General features: G+C 38.5%; 16 protein-coding genes. 7 read left to right on the top strand and 9 right to left on the bottom strand.

Annotated features, from left to right (window positions below; genetic code table 11):
- Window positions 1–168 precede the first annotated feature (168 nt).
- Entirely contained in the window at window positions 169–816 is a 648-nt protein-coding gene (locus DRW42_RS13875) for a response regulator (RefSeq protein ID WP_113949431.1), read from the bottom strand.
- The gene (locus DRW42_RS13870; RefSeq protein WP_158544349.1) at window positions 809–3,787 is read right to left on the bottom strand and encodes a sensor histidine kinase; all 2,979 of its coding nucleotides are present in this window, start codon (window positions 3,785–3,787) and stop codon (window positions 809–811) included. The genes DRW42_RS13875 and DRW42_RS13870 overlap by 8 nt, the downstream gene beginning before the upstream one ends.
- A 458-nt stretch (window positions 3,788–4,245) precedes the next feature.
- On the opposite strand from DRW42_RS13870, the gene pnuC reads away from it, so the two are divergent.
- Window positions 4,246–4,872 (top strand): nicotinamide riboside transporter PnuC, encoded by a 627-nt coding sequence (gene pnuC, locus DRW42_RS13865; protein WP_113949429.1) that lies wholly within the window; start codon window positions 4,246–4,248, stop codon window positions 4,870–4,872.
- Window positions 4,872–5,975 (top strand): acyl-CoA dehydrogenase family protein, encoded by a 1,104-nt coding sequence (locus DRW42_RS13860; protein ID WP_244215279.1) that lies wholly within the window; start codon window positions 4,872–4,874, stop codon window positions 5,973–5,975. The genes pnuC and DRW42_RS13860 overlap by 1 nt, the downstream gene beginning before the upstream one ends.
- Here DRW42_RS13860 and msrA read toward each other — a convergent pair whose 3' ends face one another.
- The 7 genes from msrA to DRW42_RS13825 form a co-directional block, all read right to left on the bottom strand.
- Complete coding sequence (gene msrA, locus DRW42_RS13855) at window positions 5,976–6,518, bottom strand: peptide-methionine (S)-S-oxide reductase MsrA (protein WP_113949428.1); 543 nt, start codon at window positions 6,516–6,518, stop codon at window positions 5,976–5,978.
- Between the two features lie 232 nt (window positions 6,519–6,750).
- Window positions 6,751–8,163: a hypothetical protein gene (locus DRW42_RS13850; RefSeq protein WP_113949427.1), complete on the bottom strand. Its 1,413-nt coding sequence runs from the start codon at window positions 8,161–8,163 to the stop codon at window positions 6,751–6,753.
- Window positions 8,164–8,229: 66 nt separating this feature from the next.
- The gene (locus DRW42_RS13845; protein WP_113949426.1) at window positions 8,230–9,279 is read right to left on the bottom strand and encodes a hypothetical protein; all 1,050 of its coding nucleotides are present in this window, start codon (window positions 9,277–9,279) and stop codon (window positions 8,230–8,232) included.
- Window positions 9,280–9,368: 89 nt separating this feature from the next.
- The gene (locus DRW42_RS13840; RefSeq protein WP_113949425.1) at window positions 9,369–10,250 is read right to left on the bottom strand and encodes an RsmD family RNA methyltransferase; all 882 of its coding nucleotides are present in this window, start codon (window positions 10,248–10,250) and stop codon (window positions 9,369–9,371) included.
- A 98-nt stretch (window positions 10,251–10,348) separates the two neighbouring features.
- Window positions 10,349–10,546, bottom strand: a complete 198-nt coding sequence (locus DRW42_RS13835) for a DUF2281 domain-containing protein (protein WP_208643567.1) — start codon at window positions 10,544–10,546, stop codon at window positions 10,349–10,351.
- A 54-nt stretch (window positions 10,547–10,600) separates the two neighbouring features.
- Window positions 10,601–11,353 (bottom strand): ABC transporter ATP-binding protein, encoded by a 753-nt coding sequence (locus DRW42_RS13830; RefSeq protein ID WP_113949423.1) that lies wholly within the window; start codon window positions 11,351–11,353, stop codon window positions 10,601–10,603.
- Window positions 11,353–12,087 carry an MlaE family ABC transporter permease gene (locus DRW42_RS13825; RefSeq protein WP_113949422.1) on the bottom strand — a complete coding sequence of 245 codons (735 nt, stop codon included), beginning with the start codon at window positions 12,085–12,087 and terminating at the stop codon, window positions 11,353–11,355. The genes DRW42_RS13830 and DRW42_RS13825 overlap by 1 nt, the downstream gene beginning before the upstream one ends.
- Window positions 12,088–12,234: 147 nt before the next feature.
- On the opposite strand from DRW42_RS13825, the gene DRW42_RS13820 reads away from it, so the two are divergent.
- From DRW42_RS13820 to ispG, 5 genes are all read left to right on the top strand, one after another.
- Window positions 12,235–12,924, top strand: coding sequence for an SDR family NAD(P)-dependent oxidoreductase (locus DRW42_RS13820; RefSeq protein WP_113949421.1), 690 nt, complete (start codon window positions 12,235–12,237; stop codon window positions 12,922–12,924).
- Window positions 12,925–12,943: 19 nt separating this feature from the next.
- Window positions 12,944–13,642 (top strand): PspC domain-containing protein, encoded by a 699-nt coding sequence (locus DRW42_RS13815; protein WP_158544348.1) that lies wholly within the window; start codon window positions 12,944–12,946, stop codon window positions 13,640–13,642.
- Window positions 13,643–13,647: 5 nt separating this feature from the next.
- Entirely contained in the window at window positions 13,648–14,643 is a 996-nt protein-coding gene (locus DRW42_RS13810) for a LiaF transmembrane domain-containing protein (protein ID WP_113949419.1), read from the top strand.
- Window positions 14,644–14,736: 93 nt separating this feature from the next.
- On the top strand, window positions 14,737–15,348 hold the full coding sequence (locus DRW42_RS13805) for an RDD family protein (protein ID WP_113949418.1): 612 nt from the start codon (window positions 14,737–14,739) through the stop codon (window positions 15,346–15,348).
- A gap of 278 nt (window positions 15,349–15,626) precedes the next feature.
- On the top strand, window positions 15,627–17,606 hold the full coding sequence (gene ispG, locus DRW42_RS13800) for a (E)-4-hydroxy-3-methylbut-2-enyl-diphosphate synthase (RefSeq protein ID WP_113949417.1): 1,980 nt from the start codon (window positions 15,627–15,629) through the stop codon (window positions 17,604–17,606).
- Window positions 17,607–17,652: the final 46 nt, after the last annotated feature.

Below are 17,652 nucleotides of genomic sequence, written 5' to 3'. Positions count from 1 at the left end.
TATGGTTTATTTTAGAACAATGTTCTATTGGCGCAACCACAAGCATCACCTTCTGCCGGTTTTAAAAGACGAGTGTTAATGGATGACCATTACAAATTGACTGAAAGGAAACTATTATTTCAATACGCTTTTTACGGTATTTTGTAAATGAACATGAATGAACAGCGCTTACTGCAAGCCGAGGAACGCTTTATTTTCTAAAGCATATTTAACCAGTAAGGCCGTATTATTTAGGTTTAACTTGTGAAAAATATTTTTACGGTGAGTATCTACCGTTCGGGTACTTAAAAAAAGGAGTTCAGCAATTTCTGCATTGGTATTGCCATTCACAATCAGGCTTACAATTTCCAGTTCGCGGGAAGAAAGCAGTTGTTTGTTTTTTTTGTCGGCGTATTTACCGCTGGCCAAAAATTCATCCAGAATATGCTGCAGGTCTTCCGATACATAATACCCACCCTGGTTAATCAGATCTATAGCTTTAAACAGGTGTTTGTCGTCTGTATCCTTAAACAAATAACCTTTTGCACCGGCTTCGAGCATATTCAGTACATTTCTTTTGTCATTCAGCATCGAAAGTACGATTACCTTAATCTCAGGATAGTCTGATTTCAGAATTTCAAGGGTTTGATAGCCATTTAAAACCGGCATGTTAATATCCAGCAGAATTACATCGGGGCATTCACTTTTAACCAGATCTATAACCTCCTGCCCATTATTAGCTACAGAAATTATTTTAAAATCACCTCTAACGGCAAAAATCAGTTTTAATCCGTTAATTAATACATTATGATCATCTGCAATTAATATCTTAATCATGAGCTTTTGGTTTTAAAATCCTTTTTAGACTTATTGAAATGGTAACCGCAACACCTTTTCCCTTTTCCGAATCCATATCTAATTCGGCCCTTATGGCCTTAACAAGTGCTTCAATATTAAACAGGCCATAACCCCGTTTCACCGTATTATAATCGTAACCCTCGCCATCGTCTTCATAAAGTAAAATCAGTCTTTCATTTCGGTTAATAATCACGATATAGATATTTTTTGCCCGGGCGTGTTTAATGGTATTATTGATCAGTTCCTGACAGATCCGGTAAATGGCATATTCGGGCGTACTTTTAAGTGCAACCGTAAAACCCGAATGATCGAAATGGATCTTAATAATCCCCAGTTTGTTTATGCTGTTTATGAGATCTTCCATCGCGGTTACCAGGCCATTTTCATCAAGTGTTTGGGGGCTAAGGTTAATCAGGGTGTTTCTTAGCACATCAATCGATGAATCAATATATTCAGTAGATAATATCCGCAGTTCTCCGCCATCAATCATTTTGTTGATATCGCCTGCCAGAAGATAATGCTTTAGTGTAGATAGTTTTAAACCCAGTTCATCATGCAGGTCGTCGGCAATTCTTTTTCTTTCAGCTTTTTGAAAGTTTATAATCTGCCGCAGCTGTAATACCTGCCTGTATTTTACCCATCGGAGGTAAATAAATAAAGCCAGCAGCGAAATGATAATCAACGCGATAACACCAAGAATGATAAACCAGGTTTTTTGCCAGAACGGTGCATTGATGGTGATGGATAAAACTGTTTTTTCGTTACTGTAAACATCCATTAACACCAGTTTAAATTTTCCTGATGGCATATTGGGAAAACGGATGCTGTTGCTGCCAAAAACACTTACTTTTTTATTGTCGTAACCAATCATCTGGTAAACAATTTTCCTTTGTGCAGGATCGATAAAATCCATTGTACTAAAAGCAATTGTTATGGTGTTTTCATCGTGACGGAGTTTTAAACCGGTAGTGGTAAGCGAATTGCCAATACCAGGCAGAGGCTGGTCGTTGATGAGTATTTCAGTGATTTGTGGTTTTGAATGACTGGTGTAAACACTTGATTTTACAGGATCGATTATATTAATGCCGTTTATGCCACCAAACGCCAGATAACGGTTATTAAGCGCTACAGCAGCATTTTGATTAAAAACCATGCTTTGTAAACCATCGCCAATGCTATACCGGGTTTGGGTGCCGTTTTTAATATGATAAAAATATAAGCCGTTATTGGTACCCAGCCAAAGATTTTTATTTCCATCAAGCAGTATACTACTACAATTCGCATCGATTAAATTCGATTTTGCAATGGTATTTGTATTAGCACTGTAGGTTAAAAGACCCGAGGTAGTGGCAATATAAAGTGTATTGCCTGCTGTAATACTTCCGTTGATACCGTAAGGAGACTTTGCAATCTCTTTTTTTAAAATAAATTTCCCATCTTTCCATTCGGCCAGGTATATCGCAGTATAATAAGACTGGATAATGGCCTTGGTTGCTGTAATGGGTATAATGGTTTGGATATTTGCCCAGGGAATTGAGTGGTTAATGCCCTGATCCATTTCGAAATGAAGTTCGTTTTTATCTTTAAAGATTACTTTAGCTACCCCATATTCAGTAGCTGCAAGTAAATCGGCCCCGAATTTTACAATCTGGTTAATCTGCACTTTTCCGTTTACAACCTCCGAAAAACTCGTTTTTAATGGTATAAAATTTTGTTTTTTAGTCTCGTAAATAAAAAAAGTGCCGTTAGAAAGTCCGGTTAAAATGTTGCCATTATTCAGTTCAATCAGTTGCGAAATCCCCAGTTTTAAAAACTCATGTTTTAAGGGTTTGTTTAAATCTTTGTTATAAATGAGTAAACCGGATGTTTTTGTGCCGCACCATAACTGACCATTTTTAGCTTTGATGATAGTGCTGATATCATTTTCAAAATTGGGCGAAAGAATATCGGTTTTATCTATATAACGCGAAAAAATTACTTTGTTTAAGTTGGTGTAATCCAGTCCGTAACCATTAATGCTTAAAAATAAATTCTGTTTTTTATCGACGTAAATCTTCCGGATATAATTGCCCGATAAGCTAAATGAATCATCAGCCTGGTGTGTATATTCGGCAAAGAATTTCTTACTCACCAAATCAAATAAAAGCAGGCCGTTATTTCTCGTACCAACAAAAAGCCAGGGTTTGTCAGGATATTTTTCCAGTGCGGTTACGGCGATGTTTTTACTCGTTTTACTGCTATTAAAGCGCTCGTGTGTTTTGGTTTTAGTATTCAGTTTAATCAGTCCTTTATCACTGGCCAGCCAAAGCACGCTGTCTGATGTGATGTAAACATCGGAAATATGGCTGTTAAGCGCTTCGTTCCGGCTGTTCATAAAAAACTCCTGAACATGTTCTTCCTTTACATCATCTGTTTTATTGATATAGATACCTTTTACCCCCCTGCTGATAAACCAATCTAATTTATGGTAAAAAGGGACAGGGGTAAATTGATATCCGTTAGAATAAGTGGTGATATATTTGGTGATACTGTCCTTAATGCTGTGTTTATACACATTACCAGCCAGGTAAACCCAAAGGTCTTCCTGTTTATCGATATAAAAAGGGAAAGCGTAATAATTTTCATTTAGTTTAATCCCCTTTTTAAAATTATAGGGCACAAAACTATCCTGTTTCCTGTTATATTTAACCAGGTTACTCTGCGAACCGATAATCAGATCGCCGTTTTTATCTTCAATAATATTGGTAATGTAGTTGCCCGGAAAGGCTGCGGAGCGATTATTTTTTTTGTAGGTAATACAGGTTTTTCCATCAAAACGGTTTAGCCCGTTTTCGGTACCCATCCATAAAAAGCCGTCTCTGTCAACATGTAAGGCCTGTACTGTTGGATCACTTAAATCATCTTCTGGTGTAAGGTGTTTAAATAATAAAGTTGGTTTGCTTTGGGCCAAAACCAAAAAATGTAAAGAGAGAAAACATAAAATACCACATATCCTTTTTAGCAATCTGAAGCAGAAAGAACGGTTAATATGGTACATGGGACGTTAAAATAGGATGATTTAAGGTTTTAAAGATATAAAAATATAATATTCTGCCTTCTGTTACTCCTGATAATAAGTAGATTATGTGTTTATGTTACATAAAATTCTATTATGTTAAAAAAGCGTATATTTGTAAATGCTCAAAGGGGTGCTTTTTGATCGGGTAATGTCTGTTACCGTCAATTTGCTGAGAATACACCCATTTAGAGGCTTAAGGTAAAAGGCTTAAGGTGGAGGGTTTAACCTTATACCTTTAACCCCACACCTTATACCTTCTAATGAACCTGATTCGGATAATGCCGACGTAGGAAGAGGTTAATTTATATTGCTGTTTCGCCCCGAAAGCAGTGCTCAAATTTGTATTATAAATGAATTTTCAGGACTGGTTCAAGCTTTTTCAAGAGCAGATTACACATACCTCAATAATAGAATGGTTTGCGGTTGGTTTCGGAGTTGCAGAAGTTTTACTGGCAAAAAAAAACAGTATCTGGCTATATCCAACAGGCATTGTTTCCATACTGTTATCGATGTTTTTATTGCTGAATGTAAAATTATATGCAGAAACACTATTGAGCATTTATTATCTGGTAATGAGTGTGTATGGTTGGGTCATCTGGAAAAAAAGAAAACTGGATGGCGAAAACCAGGTATCGTGGTCAAATAACATCGAGCTTACTATAGCAGTTTTAATTTCGATTATTGGTTTTGGTGCACTTTATTTAGTATTAAGGCATTATACCGATTCGGATGTGCCATTGTTTGATGCTTTTGTTTCGGCTACGGCCTGGGCAGGTATGTGGCTATTAGCTAAACGTAAAATCGAAAACTGGATATTCCTTAACATTTCCAATATTGTGGCCATTCCATTACTCTTTCATAAAAAATTGCCTTTAATGGCCTGTTTAACTACATTTTTATTTACTGTAGCCATTTTTGGCTTTTTCGACTGGAAAAAGATCATCAATAAAAACAGCTTTAAACTGGCTCAATCGTAATGGAGAATATCAGTATGCAAGATTCATTAACCATCACCTGGCAGGAAAAGGTAAAAACCTATGCAGCACTTTCGGAAGAAATGGGGAAACTTCACCCCGAAATTTTAGAACTGGCTTATCAGGAAAACTGGTTTAAACTTTTTGTACCCGAGGTTTATGGCGGACCGGGCAAAAAACTTCCTGAAATTTTAAAGCTGGAAGAGGAATTGGCTGAAGCTGACGGGAGCCTGGGCTGGACAGTTACCCTATGTGCAGGCGCAGGCTGGTTTGCCGGCTTTTTAAATCCTGTATTGGCTGCCGAAATCTTTACCGATCGTGAAGTTTGTTTCGCCGGGAGTGGGGCAGTAGGCGGAGTAGCCGTTAAAACCGGGGATGGGTATCTCATAAACGGTAAATGGAATTATGCCAGTGGTGCTTTGCACGCAACCATATTTACTGCTAACTGTGCGCTTAAAAATGAAGATGGTAATGATATTCTGGACGAAAACTGTGAGCCCGAAATCATGTCGTTTATTCTGAAAAAAGAAGAAGTTAATCTTTTACCGGGCTGGTCGTATTTTGGCTTAATTGCCACCGGAAGCCATGCTTTTGAAGTAAAAGATTTAATTGTGCCCGAAAACCGGACCTTTAAAATTAACAAACAGATCGAAATAGCAGATCAGGGTTTCGATTATCCTTTTTTACAGCTGGCCGAAACAACTTTAACGGTTAATACTTTAGGGATGACCAATCATTTTATTAAACTGGTTGAAGATGCCTTTTATTTACGCACCAGCTTAAAACGGTATACTGATGAGCAGGTTTTGTTTTTTACCGAAGAACTTAATCGATGTAAAGATGAGATCCAGGGCCTCCGCCAGGCATTTTACAATGCATTTGATCGATCCTGGAATCAATTGATTAACAATTCTGAAATTACAGAAAATACCTTAACAGAGGTGAGCGCAATCAGTAGAAAACTGGTCCATACCTGTTGGCGAAACGTAGCTAAACTTTACCCTTACTGTGGTTTGGAAGCCGCAAAAAAAGAGTCAGAGATTAACCGCGTCTGGCGTGATATTCACACTGCAAGCCAACATGCATTATTAACCTTTTTGGTTTAATTATTCTAATAGCTCAGGTCTGATTTTATCTTTAAATTCTTTTACAAATTTGTTCAGCTTTGGCTGTATAACAAAGGCACAGTAGGGTTTTTCCTGGTTATCGCTGAAATAATTCTGATGGTAATCTTCGGCTTCATAAAACTCCATTGCAGGCAAAATCTCGGTCACAATTGGTTTATCGAATACATTTTCACGCGTAAGATCGTTTACGATCTTTTTTGCCTGTTCCTTTTGTTCCTCATTTTCAAAGAAAACCACCGAGCGGTATTGTGTGCCCATATCATTTCCCTGCCTGTTTAAGGTGGTAGGGTTATGGGTTTTAAAAAAAATGAGTAAAAGCTCAGGGAAAGAAATCACATTTTCATCAAAAGTAATCTGAACCACTTCTGCATGGCCGGTATCGCCATTGCATATTTCCATATAAGTTGGATGTTTTAATTCTCCCCCCATATAGCCCGATGTAACCTGGCTTACTCCATTCAACGTTTGAAAAACGGCTTCGGTGCACCAAAAGCAGCCTCCGCCAAATGTTGCTGTTTGCATAATCCTACATGTATTAAATCTATACCAACTTTGTTAATCAAAACAAACGTTTTTTTAATAATGAAGGTATGGGTTAACGACTGGTTATTCCTGTAAGTTGTAATTGTTTGACTTACAGTGGATCAATATAAGATTTATAAGGAATACAGCAAACAAATAATGTTTTTCTGTTAATAAATATTTAATAAAGAAAAGGCCCGTGATGTTTATCAAGGACCTTCTGTTTTATAAGCTAAAGTGCTTTTGCCTTTATTTTTTTAAGTTCCGACTCGAGACTGGCAGTTGGTGTTTTTTCGGTTTTTGCTCTTTCTATTGCCATTTCCTGAGTTTTAATTGCTTCTTCGTTATAACCTAAGCGATAGAGGATATGTGCAAGTGTATCATAATATCCTGCAATGGGATTTAATTCGATAGCTCGCCTGCTCCAGATCATAGCCTTACTAAGGTAATTAAGGTTTTTAGTACCGATCTCGTAAAACTTCCATGCTGCATTATTTAATTCGTTGGCATAACTGTTAGATACATTTCCAACGGTAACTACCGATTGGGTAACCATCGTTTTTCCGTATACTTTTTGTAAACTATCCAGCTTCTCTTTCGAAATTTGTTTTTGATAGGGCATTGTAGCGACATGCCTTTGAGTTAAGGCTTCACGATTTTTTAATTCTATCTTTTTTATACTATCCGCACTGATATTCATGTAGTAGCTATCGTAAAAATAGCTCGCTGTTCTTAAATAGCTTGCAGTATCTTTTACTGTACTGTAATACCATAAAATCTGGTTATTATAGGCTTTTTCTCCGTTTCTGTAATCTCTTGTCCAGGTGTTCCGGGCGAAATTGGCTGCAGAAATTGCCCTGGCTGTATTTTTGTTTTTGGCAGCATCAGAAATCGTGTTCGAAATAATAACATTGTTAATTCCTGTTCTTTTTTGAATTGGTTCGGTTTTATATAAACTGTCGATGATTTTACGGTTTGTATAAGCCAGTTTATAGGCATTTCCATCACTGTATGGACCAGCTTCCAGGATATAAAGTACCGTTTGATAATCGTTAAAATCTCCTATTTTCAGGTTGTTTACATACTTTTCGATAAGTTCTGCATTGTTTGTAATTCCAAGCTTTTTTCTCGTATCAATTAATTTTTTCAGTACTGCGTTATTGTCTTTATCGGCATTATATTTGGTTTCCAGTTCGGAAATAGATTCTTCCTTTAAGGCTGCTAAGGCCTTGTCGACCATAGAAATGTATTTTCTTTGATCGGTAGAGTTCCCGAAATCTTTAAAGAAAATATCCTTATTTGTACGAAGAAAAACAAAGGCTGGAAAAGATTTTACGTTTGCTTCGCGAATGATAGATCTGATACTGGTATCGGTCATTACGGTTTTATAAACAACAAAATTTTCGTTGATCCTGTTTATAACCTCGGGTTCATCCAGGGCCGATTTAAAATTGATTTTTGCGTTTCCAGGCATATTGGCAGCCTTGGGGATGCCGGTAGCTTCAATAATAAGGAGTATAGGCTTTTTAGATGATGATGATTGCTCCAGGGCAGTTTTTAATGATTTTGAAGTTTTTAGGTCCTGTGCCTGAGCAGAAGAATACGTTATTAATAACGCGAATGCAAGTGCGATAATAGTTTTCATTTTTGAGAGCAGTTTATGTTTTTAAATAAATAACGCCCCCGATATTATATCGGAGGCGTTTGAATATTATTGATATTGAATGTATATCGGTTTTGGGGTAAGTTTTAAAAGCTCCTCAGGCGTCATTAAACGCTTTGGTTCTTTTTTAAGGTCATTTTTATAGAATAATTTAAAGCCTGTAAACTGCACCGGTTCTCCCTGCACAAAGTGGCGGTAAGTTCCTTTTTTCAGTTCCGGTTCGCCCCATCCATCCATGTGCACCACTACCTGTACCTCAGGACGTAATTTAATGCTTGCAGAGTTGGTTACCATTTTCTTTGTAAAACGGTGTAATACAAATACTTTCGGAGGTAAATTGTGTTTTTTAACAATATCAGCAAGGTATTGCGTAACATAATTTACATCGGCAGCATCGTAAGTGCCGATTTTTTTACCCGGTAACGAACCATCTTTCATTGAAAATTCAGGGTCGATGCCTAAGTGTACATAAGGTAATTCAAGATATTTTTCAATATGCGGTAATTCTGCTTTAATGGTACTTAAAGCCACCTGAAGATCTAAAAATACGATTGTATTCGGTTGCATTTTTGCAATCGACAGAACAGAATCGATCTGCTTATTGCCCATTCTGTTGATGTATTTTCCATCTTTTCCGGGTGTTCCGCTAGCTACAGCAGCAATATAGTGCAAACCTGGTTGTACAGGGGTAGTCGGATCGGCTTTTTCCCAGTGTTTAACTTCGGCGTTCAGGCGTTGCCACATTTCTTTAGGTGCATATTCGCCCAAAGCACCCATTTTTTTTGAGTGCAGGTTTCCATAATAAACTACAATACGTTTAAATGGTAAAATAGCGCCTGCCAAAGGATAAGGTTGTTTTTTTACCGGCCATTTTCCGGTGGTATCGCCATTGGCCAGTTTTTTAACCAACGAATCGTAAAGTTTTGGATCAACAGGTTTCATTACATTTGCTGTTGAGTCGGTTTTCTTTTTAGTGGTATCAGAAGAGAAGATTTTACCAACGCCGCTGCCGCCCTTACCGTCTGAATTACAGTTGGCGAACAAGCTGATTGCGGCAAAACCAAGTATTAGGGTGCCTGCTAATTGAGGGAATTTCATAGATATATTAGATAATTAAATTTAGTCTTTTTCCGGATCCAATGAAAGTAGGGTGGAAATCTGATAGTTTAAAATAAAGTAATCAACATTTACACATTGCAGAATTTACCAAAAACACCTAACGGCAATTTAATACCAGAGGTTGCCTGTAAATAAAGCTCTCCGGTTTCGAGGTTTTTAACCGCAGGGAATGAAGTACGGATTAAATTTTCGACAATTACCGAAGAAAAACCAAGTGAGTAGGTATTCAGGATGAGGAAATGTTCTTTTTCATCCAGTAACTGTACAACATCCTGCATCATTTCTTGGATATGGTCTTCCAGCTTCCATTTTTCGCCGTTTGGTCCGTGGCCATAAGCCGGCGGATCCAGGATTATGCCATTGTATTTTTTGCCTCTTTTCAACTCTTTTTTTACAAATTTCAAAGCATCTTCAACCATCCAGCGGGTATCTTTCAAACCAGAAAGTTCCTGGTTTTCATTCGCCCAGGTAACTACTTGTTTAATAGAATCAACATGTGTGGTATCTGCGCCAGCCGCATTTGCAATTAATGATGCTGCACCGGTATAGGCAAAGAGGTTTAAAACTTTTGGCTGTGGTGTTTTAAATTTTTTGATCGATGATGAAATAAAATCCCAGTTTACGGCCTGTTCAGGGAAAACACCAACATGTTTAAAAGAAGTTAAGCCTAAACGGAGTTTAATGGCAACTTCGTTATTTTTATATTCTACATGCCAGCGATCGGGGATAGACTGGTTTTTCTTTACCCATTCGCCCGATGTAGCCGAGCGGCCCCTGAATGTAATGTTGGCTGTTTTTTTCCAGTCCTGCTCTGATAATGTTTTTTTCCATACCGCCTGCGGTTCAGGACGGATCAGGATTACGTTCCCAAAACGTTCTAATTTTTCAAAATCCCCGCAATCTATCAGTTCGTAATCTTTCCAGTGGGTTGGGGCAAGTAATTGTATCATTTATTATTTGTATAGTCCGTCATTGCGAGGCACGAAGCAATCTTAATGCGGTAGATGTATAGAATAGATTGCTTCGTGCCTCGCAATGACGATTTATTTTATTTAAAATCTAATGGTTTATTAAAATCTTTAGGAATAATAAATAGACCTTTTGCGGCACCGTATAGGCTTTTTGGCTCTTCAACTATTTTATTTTCCTCAATTTGCGATTTAGGAAAGCTTTTGGCATGTTTGGCTTTCAAAAAATCAATAAAATCTTCTACCTTGTTTACCATGCTATCAGGTAAGGTTTCCAATTTGTGAATGATATTTTTTGTGGCCGTAGTCATCAAACAAATATACGATTTTTCTTAGAATTTATCTTTTGCAGCCTTCATAAAGCGGCTGGCAAACACAAAGTCGTTCAACTCTTTAATATCGGTATGTGCAATTTCCTTATTGCTGCCTTCCCAGAACTTTTTCCCTTCGTGCAAAAATAAAATATAATCACCAATCCCCATTACCGAGTTCATATCGTGTGTTACCACAATTGTAGTGGTTTTATATTCTTCGGTAATTTCCTGAATCAGCTCATCAATAACAATTGATGTTTTTGGATCCAGACCGGAGTTGGGCTCATCACAGAACAGGTATTTCGGATTCATCGAAATAGCACGCGCAATACCCACACGTTTTTTCATCCCGCCCGATAATTCTGCGGGAAATAATTTGTTTTTACCTGCAAGGTTAACCCTTTCCAGACAGAAATTTACACGGTCTATTTTTTCACTTCGGGTTTGATCGGTAAACATGTTTAAAGGAAACATAATGTTTTCTTCAACAGTCATACTGTCAAACAGGGCAGATCCCTGAAAAAGCATACCAATTTCTTTACGCACTTCGATACGTTGTTCGTAGCTCATTGGGGTAAAATCGCGGCCATCGTACAGTACCGAGCCCGAATCGGGCTGGTGCAAACCCACCATACATTTAAGCAGGGTTGTTTTTCCTGATCCCGAACCACCAATAATTAAATTGGTTACGCCTTCCTCAAACTTTCCGGAAATGCCCTTTAGTACATTATTTCCGGAGAACGATTTATAAATATCTTTAATTTCGATCATTACAATAACAATTGGGTCACGATATAATCGCAAGCTAAAATAGAAATACAGCTAATTACAACAGCCCTCGTACTGGCCTGCGAAACTTCTAAAGCGCCACCACGAACGTAAAAACCTTCGTATGCCGGAACCGATGTAATGATAAAACCAAATACAAATGCCTTTACCAAAGCAACGGTAATTGTATATGGGTTAAAATCGGTTGTAATACCCTGGATATATTCTGCAGGGGTTACTGCGCCCGATACCGAACCACCGATATATCCACCGGTAATGCTTAAGAACATCGAAATGATTACCAACATAGGTACCATGGTTATGCCCGAAATAATTTTAGGAAGGATTAAATATCCGGGAGCGTTAATGCCCATAATCTCCAGTGCATCAATCTGTTCGGTAACACGCATCGAGCCAATTTCTGATGAAATGGCCGACCCGATTTTTCCCGCAAGCACAATTGCACTAATGGTTGGACTTAACTCCAGAATACTCGAATCGCGGTTTACCGAACCAATAATGGTTTTCGGAATAAAATCACTAACCAGCTGGAAAGCAATCTGCAAGGTCATTACCGCACCGATAAAAGTAGATATGATGGCAATAAGACCTAAAGAGCCTACGCCAACATAATCCATTTGCTTGGCGATTTCCTTAAGGTATATTTTCAGTTTTTCCGGCCTTCTGAATACAGACTTGAGTAGCAGGATGTATCTGCCGAAATTGGTAAAATTCATTCCGTATGTTTTTGCTTAATTTAAATGAACATTCTTATACTACTACAAAGAAACGATAAAAATTTGTCGCTCTTTGCTAATTGCAAAAATATTCGTGGTTTTGAATATTAATATGGTTTTTTGTTAACAAAAATTAAACCACAAAATATGAAAGCTGTAATAACCGGTGCAACTAAAGGAATTGGAAGGGCCATATCGCTAAAATTAGCCCAAAAAGGGTACGATTTAATTTTGGTGGCAAGGGGAGAAGGTGATTTAAAAGCACTTAAAGATGAGTTAACACCTTATGGGAATACGGTTTTAACACATGGCGCTGATTTTTCGGTTAAAGAAGAGATATATGCCTTTTTAAATTCAACTGCTATTGATTTTAACGATGTAACCGTTTTAGTAAACAATGTGGGCATCTTTTTGCCCGGTAGTATGCTCGATGAAGACGACGAAACTTTCGAAAAACAGCAGCATTTAAATACTAATGCCTGTTATTATACCAGCAAATTTTTCGGAAAAAAAATGCGCGTTGTAAAACAGGGCCATATATTTAACATTTGTTCGGTGGCCAGTAAAGCGCCCGTAAAAAATGGTGGCAGTTATAGTGTAACAAAAGCAGCGATGCTAAGTCTTAATCATGTATTGCGGCAAGAGTTAGCCCCTCACAACGTTAAAGTTACAGCGTTTTTACCAGGCTCTACCAGAACTTCATCATGGGAAGGAACAACAATCCCCGACGAAAAATTTGTACAGCCTGAAGATATTGCAGAAACTTTGTTCACCATTTTAAACTTAAGTAAAGGTGTAAACGTTGATGAGGTTTTAATTACCCCGCTCGATTTTTAAACACAAAATGAACAACGTTATGGAAAAGAAGCTTTTTAGAAACGAACACGATAAGATGATTGCCGGTGTAGCTTCGGGACTTGCAGATTACATGCAGGTTGAAGTTACCATAATCAGATTATTGTTTGCATTATCGGCCATTTTTATGGCTGGAGGTGGCTTAATTGCCTATATTATCATGTGGATTATTGTTCCGGTTAATAATGATCCGGCTGCAAGGTTCTCGAAATTTAACGATTATTTTAATAAGAATAATCCTGGCGCAAACCCCTTTGGAAATCCTGATCCGTTTGCAGCAAATGCCGGAGCCGGAACTCCAAACTGGACACAGCCTGTTGATAATACTCAAAAAACACCTTTCGAAACACAGGCCGATTTTGGTAAATTCAATAAACCGAACGATACCGGTCGCACCATAGGTGGTTTAGTGCTACTGGTGGTAGGATGTTTTTTCCTGATGCGCGAACTGGATTTTATTCCTTACTGGTTTAGCTTCCGCAATTTATTCAGGTACATGTGGCCATTGATATTTATTGCTTTAGGTATCAGTATTATCGCCAAATCAAAAAGAAAAAACGACTGGGCAGCTTTTCAGCACCAGCAACAGGAGGCAGAACAACAAAAAACTGCCGATTTTTCTGAAACTGTGGTAGAAAATGAGCCTGTAGCACCCACTAATAAAGACGATCAATCAACATCCCCTAACCCTCAAGTATAAATAACATGAAACTAGATAGATTAATATGGGGTATCATCCTGCTTTTTATCGGCGGTGTACTTCTACTCGAAAATTTTGGCGTAATCGATTTTTATTGGCGCAACGTTTGGAGCTTTTGGCCTGTATTCCTGATTATAGCAGGTTTAAATATCCTTTTTAACAGGAACAATTCGCAAACAGGCAGCATCATTTCTATTGGTGTTTTGGTGGTAGCCCTATCCTTTCTTTTTTACAGAGGTCAGCAGGTGCCCGAGCACAGCTATTGGTGGGGAAATCATTTCAAAAAAGACATCGATGTTAATATCGACCACAACGATGGTGATGATGACCATGATAACGACGACGATGATAACAACAGAGATTCTTCTTATCACCAGTTAAAATTAACAGAGCCTTTTGTGGCTGCCGACAATGCCAAAAGAACAATATTAAACATTTCTGGCGGCGGTATTTCATTTAACCTTGATGGCGAAACTTCTTCATTAATTGATGCGGATATCAAAAAAAGACGCGGCAATTTCTCGTTGAAAAAAGTAGTTAGCGATTCTGCAACTGTACTTACCTTTAGTATGGATGATAAAAAAGGTAAATGGAATTTTGGTGATAACGGCAATGATGTAAACTTTAAATTAAACAAAGAAGCTACCTGGGATGTACTGATGAAACTAGGTGCCGGAGAGGCCAATTTCGATTTTTCTCCTTACAAAGTACGCACTTTCCGCTTTGATGGTGGCGCTGCTGCGCTGGATATTAAAATTGGCGACTTGCTGCCGATTACGGATGTAGTTGTAAAATCGGGAGTAGCCGATGTTAAAATTAAAGTACCTAATGGGGCAGGTTGCCGGATTAAAACCAAAACAGGTTTATCGGCAAAAGATTTTGACGGATTTGAAAAATTAAGCGATGGTGTTTACGAAACTTCGAACTACAAAACATCAACCAAAAAAATCTTTATCAGTTTAGACGGCGGATTGAGTAACTTTGAGGTAAGCAGATACTAGAAAGGTTGAAGGTTTTAAGGTGGAGGGTGTAAGGCTAAAGTTTTGCTCGATGAAACTTTTTATCAAACTTTGATCCTGTAATCCAACAATCTTATGAATCCTGATCAATATGTAGTCGTAATTAATGGTAAGCCGCAGGGACCGTATAGTTTAGCCGAACTAAAGGATTTAAACATCAGTGCGAATACTTTTATACGCAAACCCGGAATGGACGATTATAAAGAAGCTCACGCAATGCCCGAATTGCGTGAGCTTTTGGGTTTTAGCTATCAAAAAACCGCTCCCCAGTATTTTGCTGCTTTTGATCAGCGTTTACTCGCTTCGGTAATCGATCATTTTATCATTTTTGGGTTTTACACCATCATTATTTTAATCAGTTACATCTTTATCGAAGGGAAAGACCAGCGGATAATGGCTTTTATGGTTCCTTTTCCATCGATATTTATTGTTAAACTGATTTATGGAAGTATTGCCGAAGCATCAAAGAGCCAGGCAACAATAGGCAAAAAACTGCTCAACATTAAAGTAACCGATTTAGAAGGGAGCAGGCTTTCTCTTGGTATTTCTTTGGTCCGGAATTTTTCTAAAATATTATCGGTAATTCCTGTCTTTTTTGGGTATCTGTATAGTTTCTTGAACAAGAAAAACCAATGTTGGCACGATATAGCGGCCAATACGCTGGTAATAAAAGACAGATTGATTTAAGTAGTATAAATGATCGTCATCTCGACCGCAACGCAGTGGAGCGGAGAGATCTATCTCGAGCTAGATTTCTCGGCTTCGCTCGAAATGACGGAGACTTCTAGGAGTTATTTGCGTTAATGTCTCTGTCAATAATATTGATTCTTATCAATAAATTATTCTTCGAAATAACGTTAACCAGATGGGGAATTATATACGTTGCTTTTCCATTTATCTAACGGTTGATTTAATTACAACATTACAACATCAAAAATTCCAACAATCCTTATCTTTGCAAACAGATGGAAAATATATTGGCAAAACATGATCTGGCTGGCGGATATTGCAACAGTTTAACCGCTTATTCTAGGTATTTAACACGTGAAGTTAACATCGGCGATATTGCACTGGGAGGGCATAACCCGATCCGGATCCAATCGATGACCACTACCGATACCATGGATACCCTGGGTACAGTGGAGCAGACTATCCGGATGGTAGAATCGGGTTGCGAATATGTACGTATTACCGCACCCAGCATTAAAGAAGCCGAAAACCTTGCCAATATTAAAAAAGAACTGCGTTACCGTGGTTATCATGTTCCGTTAATTGCTGATATCCATTTTACACCCAATGCTGCCGAAATGGCCGCGAGGATTGTAGAAAAAGTACGCGTAAATCCCGGCAACTATGCTGATAAAAAGAAATTCGAAAATATAGAATATACTCAGGATGCCTACAATGCAGAGCTAAGCCGGATTTACAAAAAGTTTATCCCATTGGTTAAAATTTGTAAAGAGTATGGCACAGCCATGCGTATCGGTACCAACCATGGTTCGCTTTCCGACAGGATTATGAGCCATTATGGCGATACCCCCCGCGGAATGGTAGAATCGGCAATGGAGTTTATCCGTATGTGCGAAGACCAGAACTATTATAACCTGGTCATCTCGATGAAAGCCAGTAATACCCAGGTAATGGTGCAAGCCTACCGTTTGCTGGTAGAAACCATGGCTAAAGAAGGTATGAATTATCCTTTACATTTGGGGGTTACCGAAGCTGGCGACGGCGAAGACGGCCGTATTAAATCGGCTGTTGGTATTGGTACTTTGCTGGAAGATGGGTTAGGCGATACCATCCGCGTTTCGTTAACCGAAGATCCCGAATTTGAAGCACCCGTAGCTAAGGCTTTGGCAGATCGATATGCTTTAAGGAGTCCGATGTCTGAAGCCGGAGGTCCGGAGTCAATAACTCAACGCTCTTCGCTCAGCGCTTATCGCCCAACTTACAGTCCTTACGAATACAACCGCCGCATTACCACCCCTGTACAACATATCGGCGGGCATCACCATCCGGTAGTGATGATTGATGTTTCGAAAGAAAATTTAAAAGATCCTTACTTTTTAAGTTCGGTTGGTTATAACTACAGCGCGGGTTTAGATAAATATAACCTGGCCGATCAGGCCTGCGATTTAGCTTATCTGGGCGATAATTTGCCTTCTTTTTCTTTCCCCGGAAATTTAAAACAGGTGTACAACTATCAAACCTGGCTAAAACTTAAAGATAAAAATAACTGTCACCCTTTATTTTCGCTGGAAGACCTTATCAAAGCTGATATTAAAGACGAATTTTTAAACTTTGTTGAGATTGACTCAGAACAATTGAACAATTCAGCAATTGAGCAATTGGATGATACGAGTGTTTTAATCTTAAAAACATCTTCAATCCACGGAATGGCGGAGCAAAGAGCGTTTTTTGTTTCGTTGCAGGAGAAAAACATCCAAATTCCGGTAATTATTAAAAGAACATACCAGCATGCGGATGCCGATCATTTAATGCTTTATGCGGCTACCGATCTGGGTGCCTTACTTACCGATGGTTTTGGTGATGGCGTATGGATTGATGCTGAAGGTCAAAATCTTTCGTTGATTAATTCTACCAGTTTTGGGATTTTGCAGGCTACACGCACCCGAATCAGTAAAACGGAATATATTTCGTGCCCAAGCTGTGGCCGTACCCTTTTCGATTTACAGGAAACCACCCAACTGATCCGCTCGCGCACCGACCATTTAAAAGGCATCAAAATCGGTATCATGGGCTGTATTGTTAACGGCCCAGGCGAAATGGCCGATGCCGATTACGGTTATGTGGGTACCGGACCTGATAAAATTACTTTATACCGAGGTAAGGAAGTGGTAAAGAAAAATGTAACTACCGCTTATGCTTTGGATGAACTGATTGATATCATCAAAGGCGACGGCAATTGGGTGGAAAAGATTTAATCATTCGCCATGGTCTGTGTCTCCACCAATGCTATTAACTTAGTGT

Source organism: Pedobacter miscanthi (assembly GCF_003315595.1).
Classification (GTDB): domain Bacteria; phylum Bacteroidota; class Bacteroidia; order Sphingobacteriales; family Sphingobacteriaceae; genus Pedobacter; species Pedobacter miscanthi.
Note: the sequence above shows the minus strand (reverse complement) of the source record. Positions and strands in the feature narration are given on the sequence as shown.